The sequence below is a fragment of the Sphingomonas sp. Leaf257 genome, assembly GCF_001422185.1.
Taxonomy (GTDB): Bacteria; Pseudomonadota; Alphaproteobacteria; order Sphingomonadales; family Sphingomonadaceae; genus Sphingomonas; species Sphingomonas yabuuchiae.
In genome coordinates, this window is sequence record NZ_LMMH01000032.1 from 87,667 (window position 1) to 103,436 (window position 15,770).

Annotated in this window: 16 protein-coding genes; 6 read left to right on the plus strand and 10 right to left on the minus strand. The window is 68.2% G+C overall.

Annotated features, from left to right (window positions below; translation table 11 throughout):
- The first annotated feature begins 223 nt into the window (after positions 1–223).
- Positions 224–1,732, plus strand: coding sequence for a DUF1800 domain-containing protein (locus ASF14_RS13195; RefSeq protein WP_236697069.1), 1,509 nt, complete (start codon positions 224–226; stop codon positions 1,730–1,732).
- Between the two features lie 9 nt (positions 1,733–1,741).
- On the plus strand, positions 1,742–2,953 hold the full coding sequence (locus tag ASF14_RS13200) for a DUF1501 domain-containing protein (RefSeq protein WP_236697070.1): 1,212 nt from the start codon (positions 1,742–1,744) through the stop codon (positions 2,951–2,953).
- Here ASF14_RS13200 and ASF14_RS13205 read toward each other — a convergent pair.
- The 3 genes from ASF14_RS13205 to ASF14_RS13220 form a co-directional block, all read right to left on the minus strand.
- On the minus strand, positions 2,891–3,391 hold the full coding sequence (locus ASF14_RS13205) for an Rrf2 family transcriptional regulator (protein ID WP_082442253.1): 501 nt from the start codon (positions 3,389–3,391) through the stop codon (positions 2,891–2,893). The genes ASF14_RS13200 and ASF14_RS13205 overlap by 63 nt on opposite strands.
- 321 nt (positions 3,392–3,712) lie before the next feature.
- Entirely contained in the window at positions 3,713–4,492 is a 780-nt protein-coding gene (locus ASF14_RS13215; protein ID WP_156361209.1) for a glutaminyl-peptide cyclotransferase, read from the minus strand.
- Positions 4,493–4,503: 11 nt separating this feature from the next.
- Complete coding sequence (locus ASF14_RS13220; RefSeq protein WP_056435693.1) at positions 4,504–5,067, minus strand: helix-turn-helix domain-containing protein; 564 nt, start codon at positions 5,065–5,067, stop codon at positions 4,504–4,506.
- 120 nt (positions 5,068–5,187) lie between these two features.
- Here ASF14_RS13220 and dapF point away from each other — a divergent pair, with 120 nt between their 5' ends.
- Together dapF and ASF14_RS13230 are read left to right on the plus strand one after the other, a co-directional pair.
- Positions 5,188–6,123, plus strand: coding sequence for a diaminopimelate epimerase (dapF, locus tag ASF14_RS13225; RefSeq protein ID WP_056435696.1), 936 nt, complete (start codon positions 5,188–5,190; stop codon positions 6,121–6,123).
- A 189-nt stretch (positions 6,124–6,312) separates the two neighbouring features.
- Complete coding sequence (locus tag ASF14_RS13230; RefSeq protein ID WP_056435701.1) at positions 6,313–7,137, plus strand: oxygenase MpaB family protein; 825 nt, start codon at positions 6,313–6,315, stop codon at positions 7,135–7,137.
- Positions 7,138–7,139: 2 nt separating this feature from the next.
- Here ASF14_RS13230 and ASF14_RS13235 read toward each other — a convergent pair whose 3' ends face one another.
- The 6 genes from ASF14_RS13235 to ASF14_RS21565 all read right to left on the minus strand — a co-directional run bounded on the left by ASF14_RS13235 (position 7,140) and on the right by ASF14_RS21565 (position 11,826).
- Positions 7,140–8,060, minus strand: a complete 921-nt coding sequence (locus ASF14_RS13235; protein ID WP_056435704.1) for a winged helix DNA-binding protein — start codon at positions 8,058–8,060, stop codon at positions 7,140–7,142.
- A gap of 146 nt (positions 8,061–8,206) precedes the next feature.
- On the minus strand, positions 8,207–9,730 hold the full coding sequence (locus ASF14_RS13240) for an NAD(P)(+) transhydrogenase (Re/Si-specific) subunit beta (protein ID WP_056436394.1): 1,524 nt from the start codon (positions 9,728–9,730) through the stop codon (positions 8,207–8,209).
- A 20-nt stretch (positions 9,731–9,750) separates the two neighbouring features.
- Positions 9,751–10,050: a proton-translocating transhydrogenase family protein gene (locus ASF14_RS13245; protein WP_056435707.1), complete on the minus strand. Its 300-nt coding sequence runs from the start codon at positions 10,048–10,050 to the stop codon at positions 9,751–9,753.
- Entirely contained in the window at positions 10,038–10,418 is a 381-nt protein-coding gene (locus ASF14_RS20920; RefSeq protein WP_082442254.1) for an endonuclease domain-containing protein, read from the minus strand. The genes ASF14_RS13245 and ASF14_RS20920 overlap by 13 nt, the downstream gene beginning before the upstream one ends.
- A gap of 129 nt (positions 10,419–10,547) precedes the next feature.
- Positions 10,548–11,669 (minus strand): NAD(P) transhydrogenase subunit alpha, encoded by a 1,122-nt coding sequence (locus ASF14_RS13250; RefSeq protein WP_056436397.1) that lies wholly within the window; start codon positions 11,667–11,669, stop codon positions 10,548–10,550.
- Between the two features lie 10 nt (positions 11,670–11,679).
- The gene (locus ASF14_RS21565; RefSeq protein WP_042485366.1) at positions 11,680–11,826 is read right to left on the minus strand and encodes an aa3-type cytochrome c oxidase subunit IV; all 147 of its coding nucleotides are present in this window, start codon (positions 11,824–11,826) and stop codon (positions 11,680–11,682) included.
- A 250-nt stretch (positions 11,827–12,076) separates the two neighbouring features.
- Between ASF14_RS21565 and ASF14_RS13255 the strand changes: the two genes are divergently transcribed.
- Positions 12,077–13,498, plus strand: coding sequence for a sigma-54-dependent transcriptional regulator (locus ASF14_RS13255; protein ID WP_056435710.1), 1,422 nt, complete (start codon positions 12,077–12,079; stop codon positions 13,496–13,498).
- Between the two features lie 135 nt (positions 13,499–13,633).
- Here ASF14_RS13255 and ASF14_RS13260 read toward each other — a convergent pair whose 3' ends face one another.
- The gene (locus tag ASF14_RS13260; RefSeq protein WP_056435713.1) at positions 13,634–14,518 is read right to left on the minus strand and encodes a bestrophin family protein; all 885 of its coding nucleotides are present in this window, start codon (positions 14,516–14,518) and stop codon (positions 13,634–13,636) included.
- 268 nt (positions 14,519–14,786) lie between these two features.
- On the opposite strand from ASF14_RS13260, the gene thiD reads away from it, so the two are divergent.
- Positions 14,787–15,614 (plus strand): bifunctional hydroxymethylpyrimidine kinase/phosphomethylpyrimidine kinase, encoded by an 828-nt coding sequence (gene thiD / locus ASF14_RS13265; protein WP_056436400.1) that lies wholly within the window; start codon positions 14,787–14,789, stop codon positions 15,612–15,614.
- The last annotated feature ends 156 nt before the right edge of the window (positions 15,615–15,770 follow it).

Genomic DNA, 15,770 nt, shown 5'->3' on the forward strand with positions numbered 1-15,770 from the left:
GCGCTGACGGAGGGGGATTTCCTCATAGGACATCCCCTACGGCACTCCCCCCTCCACCAGCTTCGCTGGTCCCCCTCCCCGCCGAGCGGGGAGGATTGATGGAGGGCCGCTGACGTCCTTTTCATCTCCGGGCAAGCCGGGGTTCAGCCTCTCTCCGCCACATTACAGTCCGAAGAAGCCTGCGCCCAACCCGTTGGCGGCAGGCGGAAATGGAGAGCGAGGCGTGGCGCGGATCGCTTCCTGGATCGGCATGATGGCGCTGATGGCCCCGGTTCCGGCCTATGCCGCCGACCCCGCGCGTGACGCGGCCTGGGCGGAACGGCTGGGCTGGGGGCCGTCGGCCGCGCCCGAAACCGGGCCTGCCCCGGGCAGCGATGCCTGGTTGCGGCGTCAGTTTGACGACCAGCCCGCCCCCCTGCCCCCCGCCGTCCAGGCGCAGATCGACGCGATGCGCATCTCCCGGGAGCGCGTCGCTGCGCTCGTCGTCGAGACCGACGCGATGCAGCGCGATTTCAAGGCGATCGCCGACCCCGACCAGAAAAAAGCCGCCCGCGAAGCCTATCAGAAGGCGATGAACGGTCTGGCCGACGAGGCGCGGCAACGTTTCGTCCTGCGCGCGCTCTATTCGCCCGATCAGCTGCGCGAGCGGATGACCTGGTTCTGGTTCAACCATTTCAACGTACAGGCGGCCAAGCGCGACATCCGCGCGATGGTCGGCGATTATGAAGAGACGATCCGCGCCCATGCGCTGGGCCGCTATCGCGACCTGCTGGAGGCGACGCTGCGCCACCCGGCGATGCTGCGCTATCTGGACAACGACCAGAACGCCAAGGGCAAGATCAACGAGAATTACGCGCGCGAGATCATGGAGCTGCACTCCATGGGCGTCGGCTCGGGCTACAGCCAGCAGGATGTGCAGGAACTGGCGCGCATCCTGACCGGGGTCGGCGTCGACCAGAAACCCGATGCGCCGAAACTAAAGCCCGAGCTTCAGCCGCTCTACATCCGCGCGGGCCTGTTCGAGTTCAATCCGGCCCGCCATGATTTCGGCACCAAGCATTTCCTGGGCCACACCATCACCGGGTCGGGCTTCGCCGAGGTCGAGCAGGCGCTGGACCTGATCGCCGAGAGTCCGGCGACCGCGCATCATGTCAGCCTGAAGCTGGCGACCTATTTCATGGGCGACAATCCGCCGCCCGCTTTGGTCGACCGGATGGCGGCGAAATTCCGCCAGAGCCATGGCGACATCGCCGAGGTGCTGAAGACCATGATCCGGTCGCGCGAATTTTCGGGCTCGCTGGGCAAAGGTTTCAAGGACCCGGTCGGCTATACGCTGTCGGCGGTGCGGCTGGCCTATGGCGACCGGACGATCACCAATGCGCAGCCGGTGGTGGGCTGGATCCGCCAGATGGGCGAAGGTCTGTACGATCACGAGACGCCAGACGGCTATGACCTGTCGAGCGCCGCTTGGGCAGCGCCGGGGCAGATGGCGACGCGGTTCGATATCGCGCGGCAACTGGGCAGTGGTGCGGCGCGGCTGTTCCAAGCCCCCGACGTCGCGCCGGGCACCCCGCCCCCGCCGTCCCCGCCGCCGATGCTGAAGGATTCCCCTATCCTCGCTGCGCGGGTGCCGATGCTGGGCCAGCCGACACTCGCAGCACTCGGCCAGGCGCGGTCCCCGGCGGAGTGGAACGCGCTCTATTTCTCCTCGCCCGAATTCATGCACCGATAGGAGGATCGCATGATGTTCCCCCATCTTCATCGCCGTGACCTCTTGCGCGGAGCCGCCGCGCTCGCCCCCATGGTGATGGCGGGCCGTGCCTTTGCCGCGCCGCAGGCGGGCAGCCGGTTGCTGGTCGTGTTTCTGCGCGGCGCCTATGACGCGGTGAACATCGTCGTGCCCAGCACCAGCGACTTCTACCGCCAGTCGCGCCCGACCATCGCACTGCCCAAACCCGATCCGGCCAACCCGAACGCGCCGTTGCCGCTCGATGCCGACTGGGCGCTGCACCCGGCGCTGAAGGACTCGATCCTGCCGCTGTGGCAGGCGAAGCAGATCGCCTTCATACCCTTTGCGGGCACCGACGATATGAGCCGCAGCCATTTCGAGACCCAGGACACGATCGAGCTGGGCCAGCCGGTCGGCGGCCACCGCGATTATGGCTCGGGCTTCATGGCGAGGCTGGCGGATATCCTGGGCACGGGCGAGCGGCCGATCGCCTTTACCGACCAGCTGCCGCTATGCTTTCGCGGCGGTGAGGACCCGATCCCCAATCTGGCACTCGCCAATGTCGGCAAGCCGATCGACCAGCGCCAGGCCGCTCTGATCCAGAGCATGTATGCCGGACACCCCGACCTCGCCCGCTCGGTCAGCGAGGGCTTCACCGTGCGCGACACGGTGTACAAGACGCTGGATCAGGAGATGAAGGCCGCCAGTCGCGGCGCGGTTTCCGCCAAGGGCTTTGCGCTGTCGGCGCAGCGGATCGGCACGCTGATGCGCGACCGGTTCAACCTGGCATTCGTCGATGTCGGCGGTTGGGACACGCATGTGAACCAGGGCGGCGCGACAGGCTATCTCGCCGACCGGATCGGCGATCTGGGACGGGGCCTTGCCAGCTTCGCCCAGGCGATCGGGCCCGACGCATGGCGCACCACCACGGTCGTCGTCGTGTCGGAGTTCGGCCGCACCTTCCGCGAAAATGGCGACCGGGGCACCGATCATGGCCATGGCAGCATCTATTGGGTGCTGGGCGGCGGCGTGTCGGGCGGGCGCATGGCGGGCGAACAGGTCGCCCTGTCCGCCGCCACGCTCAACCAAAATCGCGATCTGCCTGTGCTGACCGATTACCGCGCGCTGATCGGCGGGCTGGTCCAGCGGCAGTTCGGCCTGTCAGGCGACCGCCTCGCGACGTTGTTCCCCGACACGCGCCCGGCCGATTTGAATCTCGTCTGACCCTGCCCCATCGCTACCGGCCCTTGCACGGATATCGTCCAGCACGTCGTCGAGCGTCAGCCCGGCCAGCTTGTTTTCCAGGGCCTCGCGCACCGGGGTCAGGATCGATTCCAGGCTGGACGTGATATGCCGGTCGATCATCCCCTCGCCTTCGGGCGGCTGGCGATGAAAGGCGAAGAAGTTCCGGTCCTCCACCGCCTGGTATACATCGACCAGCCTGATGTCGGACGACGGCTTGGCGAGCATCGCCCCGCCGCGATTGCCCAGTTGCGACCGGGTCAGCCCCGCCGCCGCCAGCCGCAGCAGCAGCGCGCGGACCACCGCCGCGTTGGAATTGACGCTGACCGCGATATCCTCGGAGCGCAGCGGCGTATCGCCATGCTCCGCCATCAGCGCGAGCATATGCAGCGAGACGACAAAACGAGTACTGGTCGGCAAGAAACTGCGCTCCCTTATCCACCTGACCCGCGCATCCCCCCGTGAACGAGGGGCATGGCGGGATTGCATGACGATCGGATCATGGCGGGCTTAGACGCTATAATCCATGTTATATTTATACCAATATACTACGGTAACGCTCCAGTCATCCGCCGTATCCAACACTTTATCCGTCGGATTGGGGGACACGCACATGTCATGGAGCCCGACGGGCTTCGTCGGACTTGCCACGATATCGCCCTTGGGCGTGACGACCCCGGGCTGCACGATCGTGCGGCCGATGGGCGGCTGGCCGGGCGGGGCGATACCGACTGACCGGGATCAGCGCGCCGCCCTGGGCAGGCGGATCTCGAACAGCTCGGGCCAGTTCTTGCCGGTCACGAAGATGCGGTGCTTGGCCCGGTCATAGGCGATGCCGTTGGCCACCGAATCCCGATCGGTCAGCCCGACCCGCGCGACCAGATCGCCGAGGTCGACGACGCCTGCGACCACGCCCGTCGCCGGATCGATCCGCACGATATAGGGCGTCATCCAGACATTGGCCCAGACCTGCCCGTCGATATATTCCAGCTCGTTCAGATTGCGCAGCGGCCGTCCGTTCACCGTCACGTCCAGCGTGCGGACAACCTTCATCGTGGCGGGGTCCAGGAAGCGCAGGCGCGGCGTACCGTCCGACAGGATGATGTGATGCCCGTCATCGGTCATCGCCCAGCCTTCCCCGTCATAGCGCCACTCGCCCAGCTTCTTCAGCGCCGGGCGGCTCCAGCGGAAACCGCGTCCGCCATGCCAGGTCACGCTGCGCAGCTCCGCCCCCCAGGCCACGATGCCCTCGCCGAACAGACCATCGGGCACGGTCGCGCGGCGCAGGGTCTTGCCGGTGCCCAGATCGACCTGGCGGATAAAGCTCTCCCCCTCGCGCCCGGTGCTTTCATACAGCGTGCCGTCGGCGATCAGCAGCCCCTCGGTGAAGGCCGTCGGATCGTGGGGGAAGGCATGGACCAGCACAGGCTTTTCGATCGGCGGCGGGGTCGGCGCGGCGGGGGCGGGCGTCGCCTGTTGCGGCACGGCGGCGGGCCATGCCAGCGCAAGGACCAGCGGCAGGATGGCGCGGATCACAGCGTGCGCACCAGCCGCGCCACGCGCGCGATCCAGGCGGGCGCGGACACCGTCACCCCCGCCGCCCCGGGCTCCAGCGGCAACAGGCGCAGCGCGTCGGGCATCACACCCGCCAGCCGGGCAAAGACATAGCCACCGGCGGCGCGGGGCACGAGGATATCGCGATTCATGGCATCGGCGAACCTATCGGGGGCCAGCGGTTCGCACCAGAGCTCATCGCCCGCGCGGTAGTCGCCGACCGCGCCGCTGACCGTCACCGCCAGCATCCCCGGCGTCGCACAGGGCGGCGAGACCGAGCGGGCGCTGCGCGGCGCCACGGCGCCACGCGGTCCCAGCAGCGCCGCGACCGGCAGCGTCTCGCGGATCGGCAACGTCACCAGATCGGCGGGCGTGCAGCCCAGGGCGGCGGCGATCCGGTTCAGCCAGGGCAGCGAGACGGTGCGCGTGCCCATCTCCAGCCGCCCGATCGTTTGCGGCGTGGTGGGGGGCGAGCAGGCGCGGGCGACATCGTCCAGGGTCATGCCCTTGGCTCGGCGCACCTCGCGGATCGCGGTAATCATCCCCCTCTTCCCCTTCCATTTTTCGACCCGACGGCCCGGCCCCATCCATATGGCCGCCCATCTGGCGAACCCGGTCCGGCTGAGCTAAGCGCCACATCCTGTCCTGTCGGAGTTATCGCCATGCGGTTCGCGATCGTCAAATGCCATGGATCGGGCAATGATTTCCCGATGATCGACGCCCGCGACCTGTCGCTTTCCGAGGCGGAATGGGCGGGCGTCGCACGCGCGCTGGCCGACCGGGCGGGGCCGGTGGGCGGCGACGGGCTGCTGCTGCTGGTCCCCGGCGACGAACGCGCCGCCTTCGGCATGGTGATGCGCAATAGCGACGGCAGTGAGGCGGAGACCTGCCTCAACGGCGTGCGCTGCGTCGCGCGCGCGGGGTTCGAAGCGCTGGGGATCGCGGCGGCCACCGTACGGCTGAAGACATCGCACGCCGATGCGGTCCACGATGCCGACCTCGCGCCCGGCGTCTATACGGTGCGCGAGACGGCGGGCCCTGCCGGACTGTCGACCGCCGCCTGGCCGATCCATGGTGCCCCCGAGCAACTGGTCGAGGCGGTGCTGCCGATGCTCGACGCGGACAAGTGCTTTACTGCCGTCACCATGCCCAACCCGCATCTCGTCCATTTCGTCGAGACGGTGGACGAAGCCGAACTCGTCCGCCTGGGCGAAATCTGCGAGGCGGCGCCCGACTGGCTGCCCAACCGCGCCAATGTGTCCTTCGTCGAAGTGCGCGGGGACTCGCTGTTCGTCCGTACCTTCGAGCGCGGTGTGGGCCTGACCGACAGCTGCGGCAGCGCGATGGCGGCGTCGACCTATGCCGCATGCCTGACCGGACGGATCGCCTGGGACGCGCCGACCGTGGTGTTCAATCGCGGCGGCCTGGTCCGCGCCTTTGCGGGCGAGGACGGGATGGTCACGTTGTCGGGCAATGCGACCTATGAATGGGCGGGGTCGGTGACGGTCGACCTGGCCAGCGAAACGGCGAGTGACCTGGTGGTGGAGCAGCGCTTCCCCGAGGAGATCGCCGCCTGGGAGGCCGCCAAGCGGGGGTAAGCGGCGGATGGACGGCGAGCCACCCACTCGCCCCCCGCCCCGTTCAGCCTGAGCGAAGTCGAAGGCCACGGGATCGGCCTCGCCGCAAGCGCGGGGCGTGCACTTCGACTTCGCTCAGTGCGAACGGGCGTGGGGGCTGAGAACGTCCGCCCCCACGCAACGCCCCGCCACCCGGCGCGTTGTCCCCCCATGCTTCCCGTGCGCCGCCAGATCGCCGACCAGATACGCGACGTGGTCGGGAGTCGTCAGCTCGACCTGACCCGGCCACCGGGAGATGACGGGCTGTTCGGCCCCGGCTCCGCGACTTGGGTCGTGCATGGCGACTTCACCGCGATGATGGCGGGCGGGATCGCCTCGCTGCTGGTCCAGATGCTGCACCCCGCCGCCCTTGCAGGCGTGTGGGACCATAGCGATTTCCGCCGCGACATGGCCGGGCGGCTGCGGCGGACGGCGGGGTTCATCTCGGTCACCACCTATGGCGCGACCGAGGCCGCCGAACGGATGATCGCGCGCGTGCGGGCGGTGCACGACCGGGTTGGCGGCACCCTGCCCGACGGCACGCCCTATGCGGCGAACGATCCGCATCTGCTGACCTTCGTCCACGCCGCCGAAGTCGACAGCTTCCTGCGTGCCCATCGCACCTATCGCGATCCCGACTTCTCCGATGCCGAGGCGGATCGCTATCTGGCGGAAATGGCGACGATCGCCCGACGGCTGGGGGCCGAGCAGGTGCCCGAGACCCGGCAGCAGCTGGCGCGCTTTCTGGATTCGATCCGCCCCGAACTGCGCGTCGATGCGCGGACGCGGGCGGTGGCGCGCACCCTGCTCAACCAGCCAGCACCCACCCCCGCCCTCGCGCCGGTCAGCAATTGGCTAACCCAGGCGGGTATCGCGCTGCTCCCCGACTGGGCGGCGCGGTTGCATGGGCTGGACGGTTACGGCGCGGTCAGACCGGCGATCCGGGCGGGCACGCGCGGACTGGGCGGCGCGATCCGCTGGGCACTGGCGGGATAGACCTAAACGCCGCCGATACGGTGCAGCGCGTTCAGATAGCCCCGCATCCCCTCCTGCGCGCGATCGGTCAGCACCATGAAGGCGCGGCGGCGATCGGCCGGGTCGGGCTGGCGCGCGAACAGCCCCGCCTCGGTCATCTTGCCGATCCAGCGCAGCGCGGTGGTCGGCGCGACGGCGGCGGCGATGCACAGGCTGGACACCGACACCCGCGTCCCCTCCAGATGCGCGGCATAGAGGTCGAGCAGCATGTCCCAGGCCGGTTCCTCGAACAGCCCGCCCTCGAAAAACCCGTCGCGCAGCCGCCGGGCGCGGATCATCCGGCGGACCCGTTCGGCATCGCCCGGCTGGGCGCGCGGCGGGGCGGCGTGGAAGCTCTGATGCCGGTCGCCGACGCTGCCGCGCCGGTCCTCGTCCTCCTGCACCGACAGCCTGGTCAGTGCCTCGGCGATGCGCGCGACCTCGGCGTTCAACTTGCGCAGCCGTTCGGACTCGCCCTCGCGCACATAGGCGTGGAGCAGCGCCGCGCCGCCATGGCTGGCCCCCGCCACCGCCAGCGCGGCGACCAGTTCCAGCGGGCTGGCGTCGCACAGCATCGCCACGCGCGGGCCGATCAGCATCGCGGCGACCAGATCGATATCGCCCGTCGCCATGCTGACCACGATGGGCAGGTCCAGCGCGGTGGCGACCGCGTCGATGCGGGCGAGCGCGATCTCCATCGTCGCCACCTCCGCGCCGTGCGTGTCGACCAGCAGCAGCGGCCGCCCCGCCTGTTGCCCGATCTCCTCCGCCACCGCCGGCCAGGCGGTATGGCGCAGCACCCGCCCGCCCGCCTGCCCGACCAGATCGCCCGCCGCCTGCGCCAGCGCGGGCACGCCGATCACCACGACCGCAAAGCCGGTGCCGTAAAGATCCTGTTCGTCCACGCTCGTCCCCCGCCGCCAGCCTTGCGGGCTGGTCCATCGTCATGGTCGCGATCGGCGCAACGGGCGCGGGGCCCCCGCCCCTTCGCCCATGCGCCGATGCAACCCCGACCGACGTCCGGGAGTCGACGTCAGTCCGAATCAGACACTCAGCCGAGTGCCTTGACGATCTCTTCGACCATCTTCTTGGCGTCCGCCAGAAGCATCATGGTGTTGTCGCGATAAAATAGCTCGTTATCGACGCCCGCATAACCGACGCCGCCCATCGAACGCTTGATGAACAGCACCGTCTTGGCCTTTTCCACGTCGAGCACCGGCATGCCGTAGATGGGCGAGGACTTGTCGGTCTTGGCCGCCGGGTTGGTCACATCGTTCGCGCCGATGACGAAGGCGACATCGGTCTGCGCGAATTCGGCGTTGATGTCCTCCAGCTCGAACACCTCGTCATAGGGCACGTTCGCCTCGGCCAGCAGCACGTTCATATGGCCGGGCATCCGCCCCGCGACCGGGTGGATGGCGTATTTGACGCGCACGCCTTCCTTCTTGAGCAGGTCGCCCATCTCGCGAAGCACATGCTGCGCCTGCGCCACCGCCATGCCATAGCCGGGGACGATGACGACCTGTTCGGCCTGGCTCATCAGGAAGGCCGCGTCCTCGGCGCTGCCGCGCTTCCACGGGCGGTCGACCGCCGCGCCGCCGCCGCTGCTCCCCGCATCGCTGGCGCCGAAGCCGCCCGCGATCACGCTGATGAAGCTGCGGTTCATCGCCCGGCACATGATATAGGACAGGATCGCGCCCGAGCTGCCGACCAGCGCGCCGGTGATGATCATCGCGCTGTTGTGGAGCGTGAAGCCCATGGCGGCGGCGGCCCAGCCCGAATAGCTGTTCAGCATCGACACCACGACCGGCATGTCCGCGCCGCCGATGGGAGTGATCAGCAGGAAGCCGATCACGAAGGACAGGATCGTGATCGTCCAGAAAATCCATGGCGACTGGTCGCGCGTGAACATCGCCACCAGGATGACGATCGCGCCCAACAGCCCCGCGTTCAGCGCATGACGGCCGGGCAGCAGGATCGGCTTGCCGCCCATATTGCCGTTGAGCTTCAGGAAGGCGATGACCGATCCCGAAAAGGTGATCGCACCGATCGCCACGCCCAGCGCCATCTCGACCCGGCTGACGACATGGATGCTGGCAAAGGGCTGGCCGATCATCGGCACCACCATATCGGCGATGTCGAACGCGACCGGGTTGAGGAAGGCCGCACAGGCGACCGCGACGGCGGCGAGGCCGACCAGCGAGTGGAAGGCGGCGACCAGCTGCGGCATCGCGGTCATCGCGATGCGGCGGGCGGTGACGATGCCGATTGCTGCGCCGAGGCCGATGGCGGCGAGAATTTCGAGAACGGCGACCCAATCGGTGGCTGTAGTTAGTATTTGCTCATCACCAATAGACATGATGCCGCCAGTAATCGGCACATGCGTCACCAACGTCGTCACGACCGCGATCGCCATCCCGATCATGCCGAAACGATTGCCCCGCTGGCTGGTCGTCGGGCTCGACAGCCCGCGCAGCGCCAGGATGAAGCATACCCCCGCTATGAGATAGGCGAGCGAGACGAAGGGGTTCGCGGCAACGGCCTCGACCGCAGGGGCGAGCGGCGCGGGCGGCAGCGCAGGTGACACTGGGGCGATCACGAACGCTTCTCCTTCTTGCGGTACATGGCGAGCATCCGCTGCGTCACCGCAAAGCCGCCGAAGATGTTGATGCTGGCCAGCACCACCGCCGCCAGCCCCAGCCATTTGGCCACGCCCGATCCCGTCGCGCCCGAAGAGGCAGCGGCGGCGATCAGCGCCCCGACGATGATGACCGAGGAGATGGCGTTGGTGACCGCCATCAACGGCGTATGCAGCGCGGGCGTCACCGACCAGACGACATAATAGCCGACGAAACACGCCAGCACGAAGATCGACAGGATCGCTATGAAGTCCATGATGTATCCTCCCCGGCACGGCGGCTGGCGGTATCCAAGATTTGCCGCGCGACCCCTTCGATATTTTTTTGAATGTCGGTTGCGCCGATACGAAGGGTTATCAGTCCACGGTCGGAAAACCAGCGATCCCTGGCCTCGTCGCGTGCCGGTCGATCGCCGAGACTGTGCGCTTCGCTATCGACTTCGACAATTAGGCGCGCCTCATGGCAGTAGAAGTCGGCGATATACGGACCCGACGGATGCTGCCTTCGGAATTTAAAGCCGCCGGGTCGGTGGCGGAGAATTTGCCAAAGCGTGATCTCGGGCGGTGACATCACCTGGCGGAGGTCACGCGCCCGATCACCAATCGCTTCATCCCCCTGCAACATCTCAATTCCTCCCCTTGCAGGGGAGGTGGCGCGCGCAGCGCGTCGGAGGGGTGTCCCCCTCTCGATAGCACGACACCCCTCCGTCAGGGCTTCGCCCTGCCACCTCCCCTGCAAGGGGAGGAATTACGGTCACGACTGCAACCTCGGGTTCACCACCTGGCCACCGCGGGTCAGCCGGATCGCGTCGCCGATCTCGGCGTCCAGCACGGGACGCCCGGCCTCCTTGTCCCAGAAGGCCGCCAGGAAATTGTGCAGGTTGCGCGCGAACAGTGCCGAGGCATCCGCCGCCAGGCGGCTGGGCATGTTGCGGTGGCCGATGATCCTGACGCCATGTCGCTCGGCAACCTCGCCCGGCACCGCACCCTCGACATTGCCGCCCGCCTCGACCGCCAGGTCGACGATGACGCTGCCGGGCCGCATCGTCGCGATCTGGGCATCCGTCACCAGCCTCGGCGCGGGGCGGCCGGGGATCAGCGCGGTGGTGATGACGATATCCTGCTTGGCGATATGCCCGGCGACCAGTTCGGCTTGCGCGCGGCGATAGTCCTCGCTCGTCTCGCCCGCATAGCCGCCGGTGCCCTCGCCCTCGATCCCCGCCACGCCTTCGACGAAGATGGGCTTGGCACCGAGCGACTGGATCTGCTCCTTCGTGGCCGAGCGGACATCGGTGGCCGACACCTGCGCGCCCAGTCGCCGGGCGGTCGCGATCGCCTGGAGCCCCGCCACGCCGACGCCCATCACGAAGACGCGTGCGGCGGGAATCGTCCCCGCCGCCGTCATCATCATCGGAAAGGCGCGACCATAGGCGCTCGCCGCCTCCAGCACCGCCTTGTAACCCGCCAGATTCGATTGGGACGACAGGATGTCCATCGACTGGGCGCGAGTGATGCGCGGCATCCAGTCCATCGCCAGGGCCTCCAGCCCCGTCGCCGCATAGGCCGCAACCATGTCACCGCGACGGAAGGGATCGAACGCCGCGACCACCCAGGCGTCCGGCGCGGTCCCGGCCAGAGTCGCGGGGTCGGGCGCCTGCACCGCCAGGACGATCGCGGCCCCCGCCAGCACCCCGGCGCGTTCGCCGAGCTGCGCGCCCGCCTGCTCGTAATCGCTATCGGCGATGCCCGCCCCGAGCCCCGCGCCCCGCTCCACCGCCAGCGTCGCGCCCAGCGCGGTCAGCTTCTTGACGGTTTCCGGCGTGGCGGCGACGCGGGCCTCGTCGGCTGCGGTTTCGCGCAGCACCGCGATGCGCAGGGCCACCGGATCAGGCGATCAGCCAGAGGACGATCGCCACCAGGATGGCGGCGACCACCGCACCCCATTTCAGCATGCCGATCATCAGGTCATAGGTGGCGACATGCGCCTTCATGCCGCCGGGGCCGTTGTTGATGCCGGTATCGTTGCCCGCCATGATCCTCACCTCCGCTATCGTCCTGCCGCCGTGACCCGCGCCGCATGAACCTGTCGGGAGCTTATTCGACGGACCGCCGGGATCAACCCCGAAACGACCGGCGCGGATCCTTGCGGCTTTCGGCGTGATCGGCCAACCATCTTAAAAATGATCCGGGGCCTGGCCTATGGCAAAAGGGATTGTCCCGAATTAACGCGGATTTTAACAAAGTTGCGCTATACAGTGGCGAATAGGGGTTACAGGACAAGCTATGACGCGCAACGGCCAACGTTTGCTGCTGCTGATCGATGACGAGCCGGCACAGCAACGCCTGATCGCGGCGCTGGCGCAGCGCGGCGGATGGCGCACGCTGTTCGCGACGGATGCGGACATGGCGGCCTCGGTCCTGGGTTCGGCACAGGGGCGCGAGCTGGACGCCGTGCTGATCGACCATTGGGCACCGGGCACCGATGCCACCGCGCTGATCGCCGACTGTCACGCCCTTCGCCCCGAACTGCCCATCCTGATGCTGACCGCCAATGATTCGGTGGCGCAGGCGGTGGCGGCGATCCGCGCCGGTGCGACCGACTTCCTGGTCAAGCCGCTCGCCCCCGAACGGCTGCTCGCCGCGCTGGAGGCCTGTGTCGCGGGCCAGACCAGCGGTGAGCTTCGCCCGCTGACCGAGAAGATCCCCGCCCTTCTCGCCTTTGACGAGATCGTCGGCGACGCCCCCGACTTCCGCGCCGCGCTGGCCGTCGCCGCCAAGGCCGCGCGCACCCGTGCCCCCGTCCTGATCGAGGGCGAAGGCGGCGTCGGCAAGGAATCGCTCGCCATGGCGATCCACGCCGCCTCGCCCCGTGCCGAGCGGGCGATGATCGGCGTCAACTGCTCGACGATCGCGGCCAATCTGCTCGACAGCGTGATTTTCGGCCATGAGGAAGGCGCCTTTGCGGGCGCGTTCGAACGACGCATCGGCCAGATGGTCGAGGCGCATGGTTCGACGCTGTTCCTCGACGAAGTGTCGGGAATGCCGCCCGAAACCCAGGCACGACTGCTCGACATGCTCCAGACCGGCGCGATCCTGCCGCTGGGCGCCCGCCATGCGCGCGAAGTCGATGTGCGGATCATCGCCGCCAGCGACGTGCGGCTGGTCGAGGCGGTCGAAGCCGGGCGTTTCCGCGAAGACCTGTATTACAAGCTGAACGTCACCCATGTCGCCGTGCCGCCGCTGCGCGAACGCGCCGACGACATCGCCGCGCTGACCCGCCATCTGCTCGACCGCATTGCGCAGCAGCCGGGCCTGCGCCAGCTCGACATCACCGAGGACGCGCTCGACCTGCTCCGCCGTTACGACTGGCCGGGCAATGTCCGCCAGTTGCAGAACGCGCTCTTCCGCGCCGCCGTGCTGTGCGAGGGCGATGCGCTGACCACCGCCGATTTCCCGCAGATCGCCTCGCTGGGGGATCGCCCCTCCGCCACGACGGGCGCGACGGCGGGAAGCCCCAATGGCGGGGTCAGCCTGTTCCGCCCCGACGGGCATCTCCGCCCGCTGGAGGATATCGAGGCCGACGTCATCCGCCTCGCCATCGGCCATTATCGCGGCCGCATGACCGAGGTCGCCCGACGACTGGGGATCGGCCGCTCGACGCTCTATCGCAAGCTCGGCGAACTGGGCATCGACAACGCGGCTTGAGAGCTAATTCCTCCCCTGCAAGGGGAGGGGGACCAGCGAAGCTGGTGGAGGGGTGTCGCCATCTCGATAGCGGGACACCCCTCCGTCAGCACTTCGCGTTGCCACCTCCCCTTGCAGGGGAGGAATAAGACAAGCTTACCACAACACCCCGTCGACCGGCTTCATCGGCTCTGGCGCGGGGTCGCCGATCGCCTGGAGCAGGTCGATCTCGATCGTCCGGCACATGGCGCTGAGCGGCAGGTCGTGGACGGTATCCGAGAACGGATCGACCAGATCGTCACCGATCTGCAGCGCGGCCAGGAACATCAGCCCCGCGATCGACGAGCCGACCGGTGTCGCGAAACCCAGCGTCTCGACCAGGCCGATGGGCAGCAGAACGCAGAACAGCCGCGTGAAGAAGGCCGGGATGAAACGATACTGGTTGGGCAGCGGCGTGTTCTTCAGGCGCTCCATGCCGCCTTGCGAGTTGGCGATGTCGACCAGCACCGATTCCATCTGCGCCTGCTGGATGGTGTCGATCCAGCCCCGGCGCTGCGCATCGGCGATGCGGCGGCCGGTACCGTCGAGCAGGCCGTTGGCGGTGTTGGTCCGTGCTAGCGCGGGTTCGGCCTCGCCGTGCGACAGAAAACGCAGCACCTCGCCATCGACCGGCTGCTTGCGCAACTGGCAGCGCAGCGCGTTTACATAGGCGATCTGGCGCAGCACAATCGACCGCTTCAGGTCATGCCCTTCGGGTTCGGGCAGGAAGTTGCGCGCGCTACGGGCGATGTTGCGCGAGGCGTTGATCATCAGGCCCCAGAGCTGCCGCCCCTCCCACCAGCGCTGATAGGCCGAATTGGTGCGGAACCCCAGAAACAGCGCCAGTGCGGTACCGAACAGCGTCAGCGGCAGCGAGGGTGCCTTGAAGGGCAGGACATAATAGGCGACCGTGACGATCACGTCCCAGATGAACAGCGCCAGCAGCGGACGCCAAACCTCGGCGATGATGATTCGAGTGCGGGGTACGGCATCGACGATCAACTCTGGTCTCCCTCATCATCCACGATGCGCAGCAACGCGAAAGCACGCCGATGGATGCGCGACCGAAATAATGACGCGGTGCAGCAGGAGAAGGGGCCGGAGGGGCCCGGAAATCAAACGTCACGAACAGGCCATATAGCCGCCGTCCATTCTCGGGCGACCAAGTGCTTCTTTCCGCGACCATTTCCGCGCCATGTCGCTGATGGACACCGCCCCTGTCCGCGTGGTCGCGCTTGCCCGGCACCGGCCCGCCGGGCATGACAAAAATATGAGCGCCACGCCCCCGCCCCGCATCCTGATCGTCGCCGGTTCCGATTCAGGCGGAGGCGCGGGGATACAGGCGGATATCAAGACGGTCGCGATGCTGGGCGGCTATCCGATGACCGCGATCACCGCGATCACCGCGCAGAACACGCTGGGCGTACAGGCGGTCCACCCCGTCCCGACCGACATGGTGATGGCGCAGATCGACAGCGTGCTGGCCGATATCGGCGCGGATGCCGTCAAGATCGGCATGATCGGATCGGCCGAGACCGCCCATGCGCTGGCCGACCGGCTGGAGGCGCTGGACCTGCCCGTCGTGTTCGATCCGGTGATGATCGCAACCAGCGGGTCGGTGCTGGCCGATGCGGACGTGATCGCCGCCTTTCGCCGTTTCCTCGGGCTGGCCGCGCTGACCACGCCCAACCTTCCCGAACTGGCGGCGCTGGGCGGCGAGGCGGTGGTGCGGCACCAGACGCGCGCGCTGCTGGTCAAGGGCGGCCATGGCGAAGGCCCGGTGATCGAGGACCGGCTGGTCGAGTCCGGGGCCGAGCAACGCTGGCAGCATCCCCGTCGCGAGACGAGCTCGACCCATGGCACCGGCTGTACGCTGGCCAGCGCCATCGCGACCGGGCTGGGCCAGGGATTGCCGCTGGCCGACGCGGTCGACCGCGCCATCGCCTTCGTCCAGGCCGCGCTCGCCGCCGCACCGGGGCTGGGCCGGGGGCATGGGCCGATGGGGCACGGCCTGGGCATGGTGCCCTTCTACCACCTGCTCGCCGCGATCAGCCGCGAAGGCTGGGACGCCGCCGCCTTTGCCGCGCGCTGGGGGTGAGCCTTATCCTCCCCGGTACGGGGAGGTGGCAGGCCGCCAGGCCTGACGGAGGGGGGCTCCCACACAGGATGACCTTTGCGGCACACCCCCTCCACCAGCCTGCGGCTGGTCCCCCTCCCCGTGCCGGGGAGGATCATCTTCCCTTCCCCGCCACCC

What these genes read in the sequence shown, in the direction of transcription:
- ASF14_RS13200 (WP_236697070.1), top strand. Translation starts at nt 1,742, where the DNA reads ATGATGTTCCCCCATCTTCATCGCCGTGACCTCTTGCGCGGAGCCGCC.
- ASF14_RS13220 (WP_056435693.1), bottom strand. Translation starts at nt 5,067, where the DNA reads ATGATTACCGCGATCCGCGAGGTGCGCCGAGCCAAGGGCATGACCCTG.
- dapF (WP_056435696.1), top strand. Translation starts at nt 5,188, where the DNA reads ATGCGGTTCGCGATCGTCAAATGCCATGGATCGGGCAATGATTTCCCG.
- ASF14_RS13230 (WP_056435701.1), top strand. Translation starts at nt 6,313, where the DNA reads ATGCTTCCCGTGCGCCGCCAGATCGCCGACCAGATACGCGACGTGGTC.
- ASF14_RS13245 (WP_056435707.1), bottom strand. Translation starts at nt 10,050, where the DNA reads ATGGACTTCATAGCGATCCTGTCGATCTTCGTGCTGGCGTGTTTCGTC.
- ASF14_RS20920 (WP_082442254.1), bottom strand. Translation starts at nt 10,418, where the DNA reads ATGTTGCAGGGGGATGAAGCGATTGGTGATCGGGCGCGTGACCTCCGC.
- ASF14_RS21565 (WP_042485366.1), bottom strand. Translation starts at nt 11,826, where the DNA reads ATGGCGGGCAACGATACCGGCATCAACAACGGCCCCGGCGGCATGAAG.
- ASF14_RS13255 (WP_056435710.1), top strand. Translation starts at nt 12,077, where the DNA reads ATGACGCGCAACGGCCAACGTTTGCTGCTGCTGATCGATGACGAGCCG.
- thiD (WP_056436400.1), top strand. Translation starts at nt 14,787, where the DNA reads ATGAGCGCCACGCCCCCGCCCCGCATCCTGATCGTCGCCGGTTCCGAT.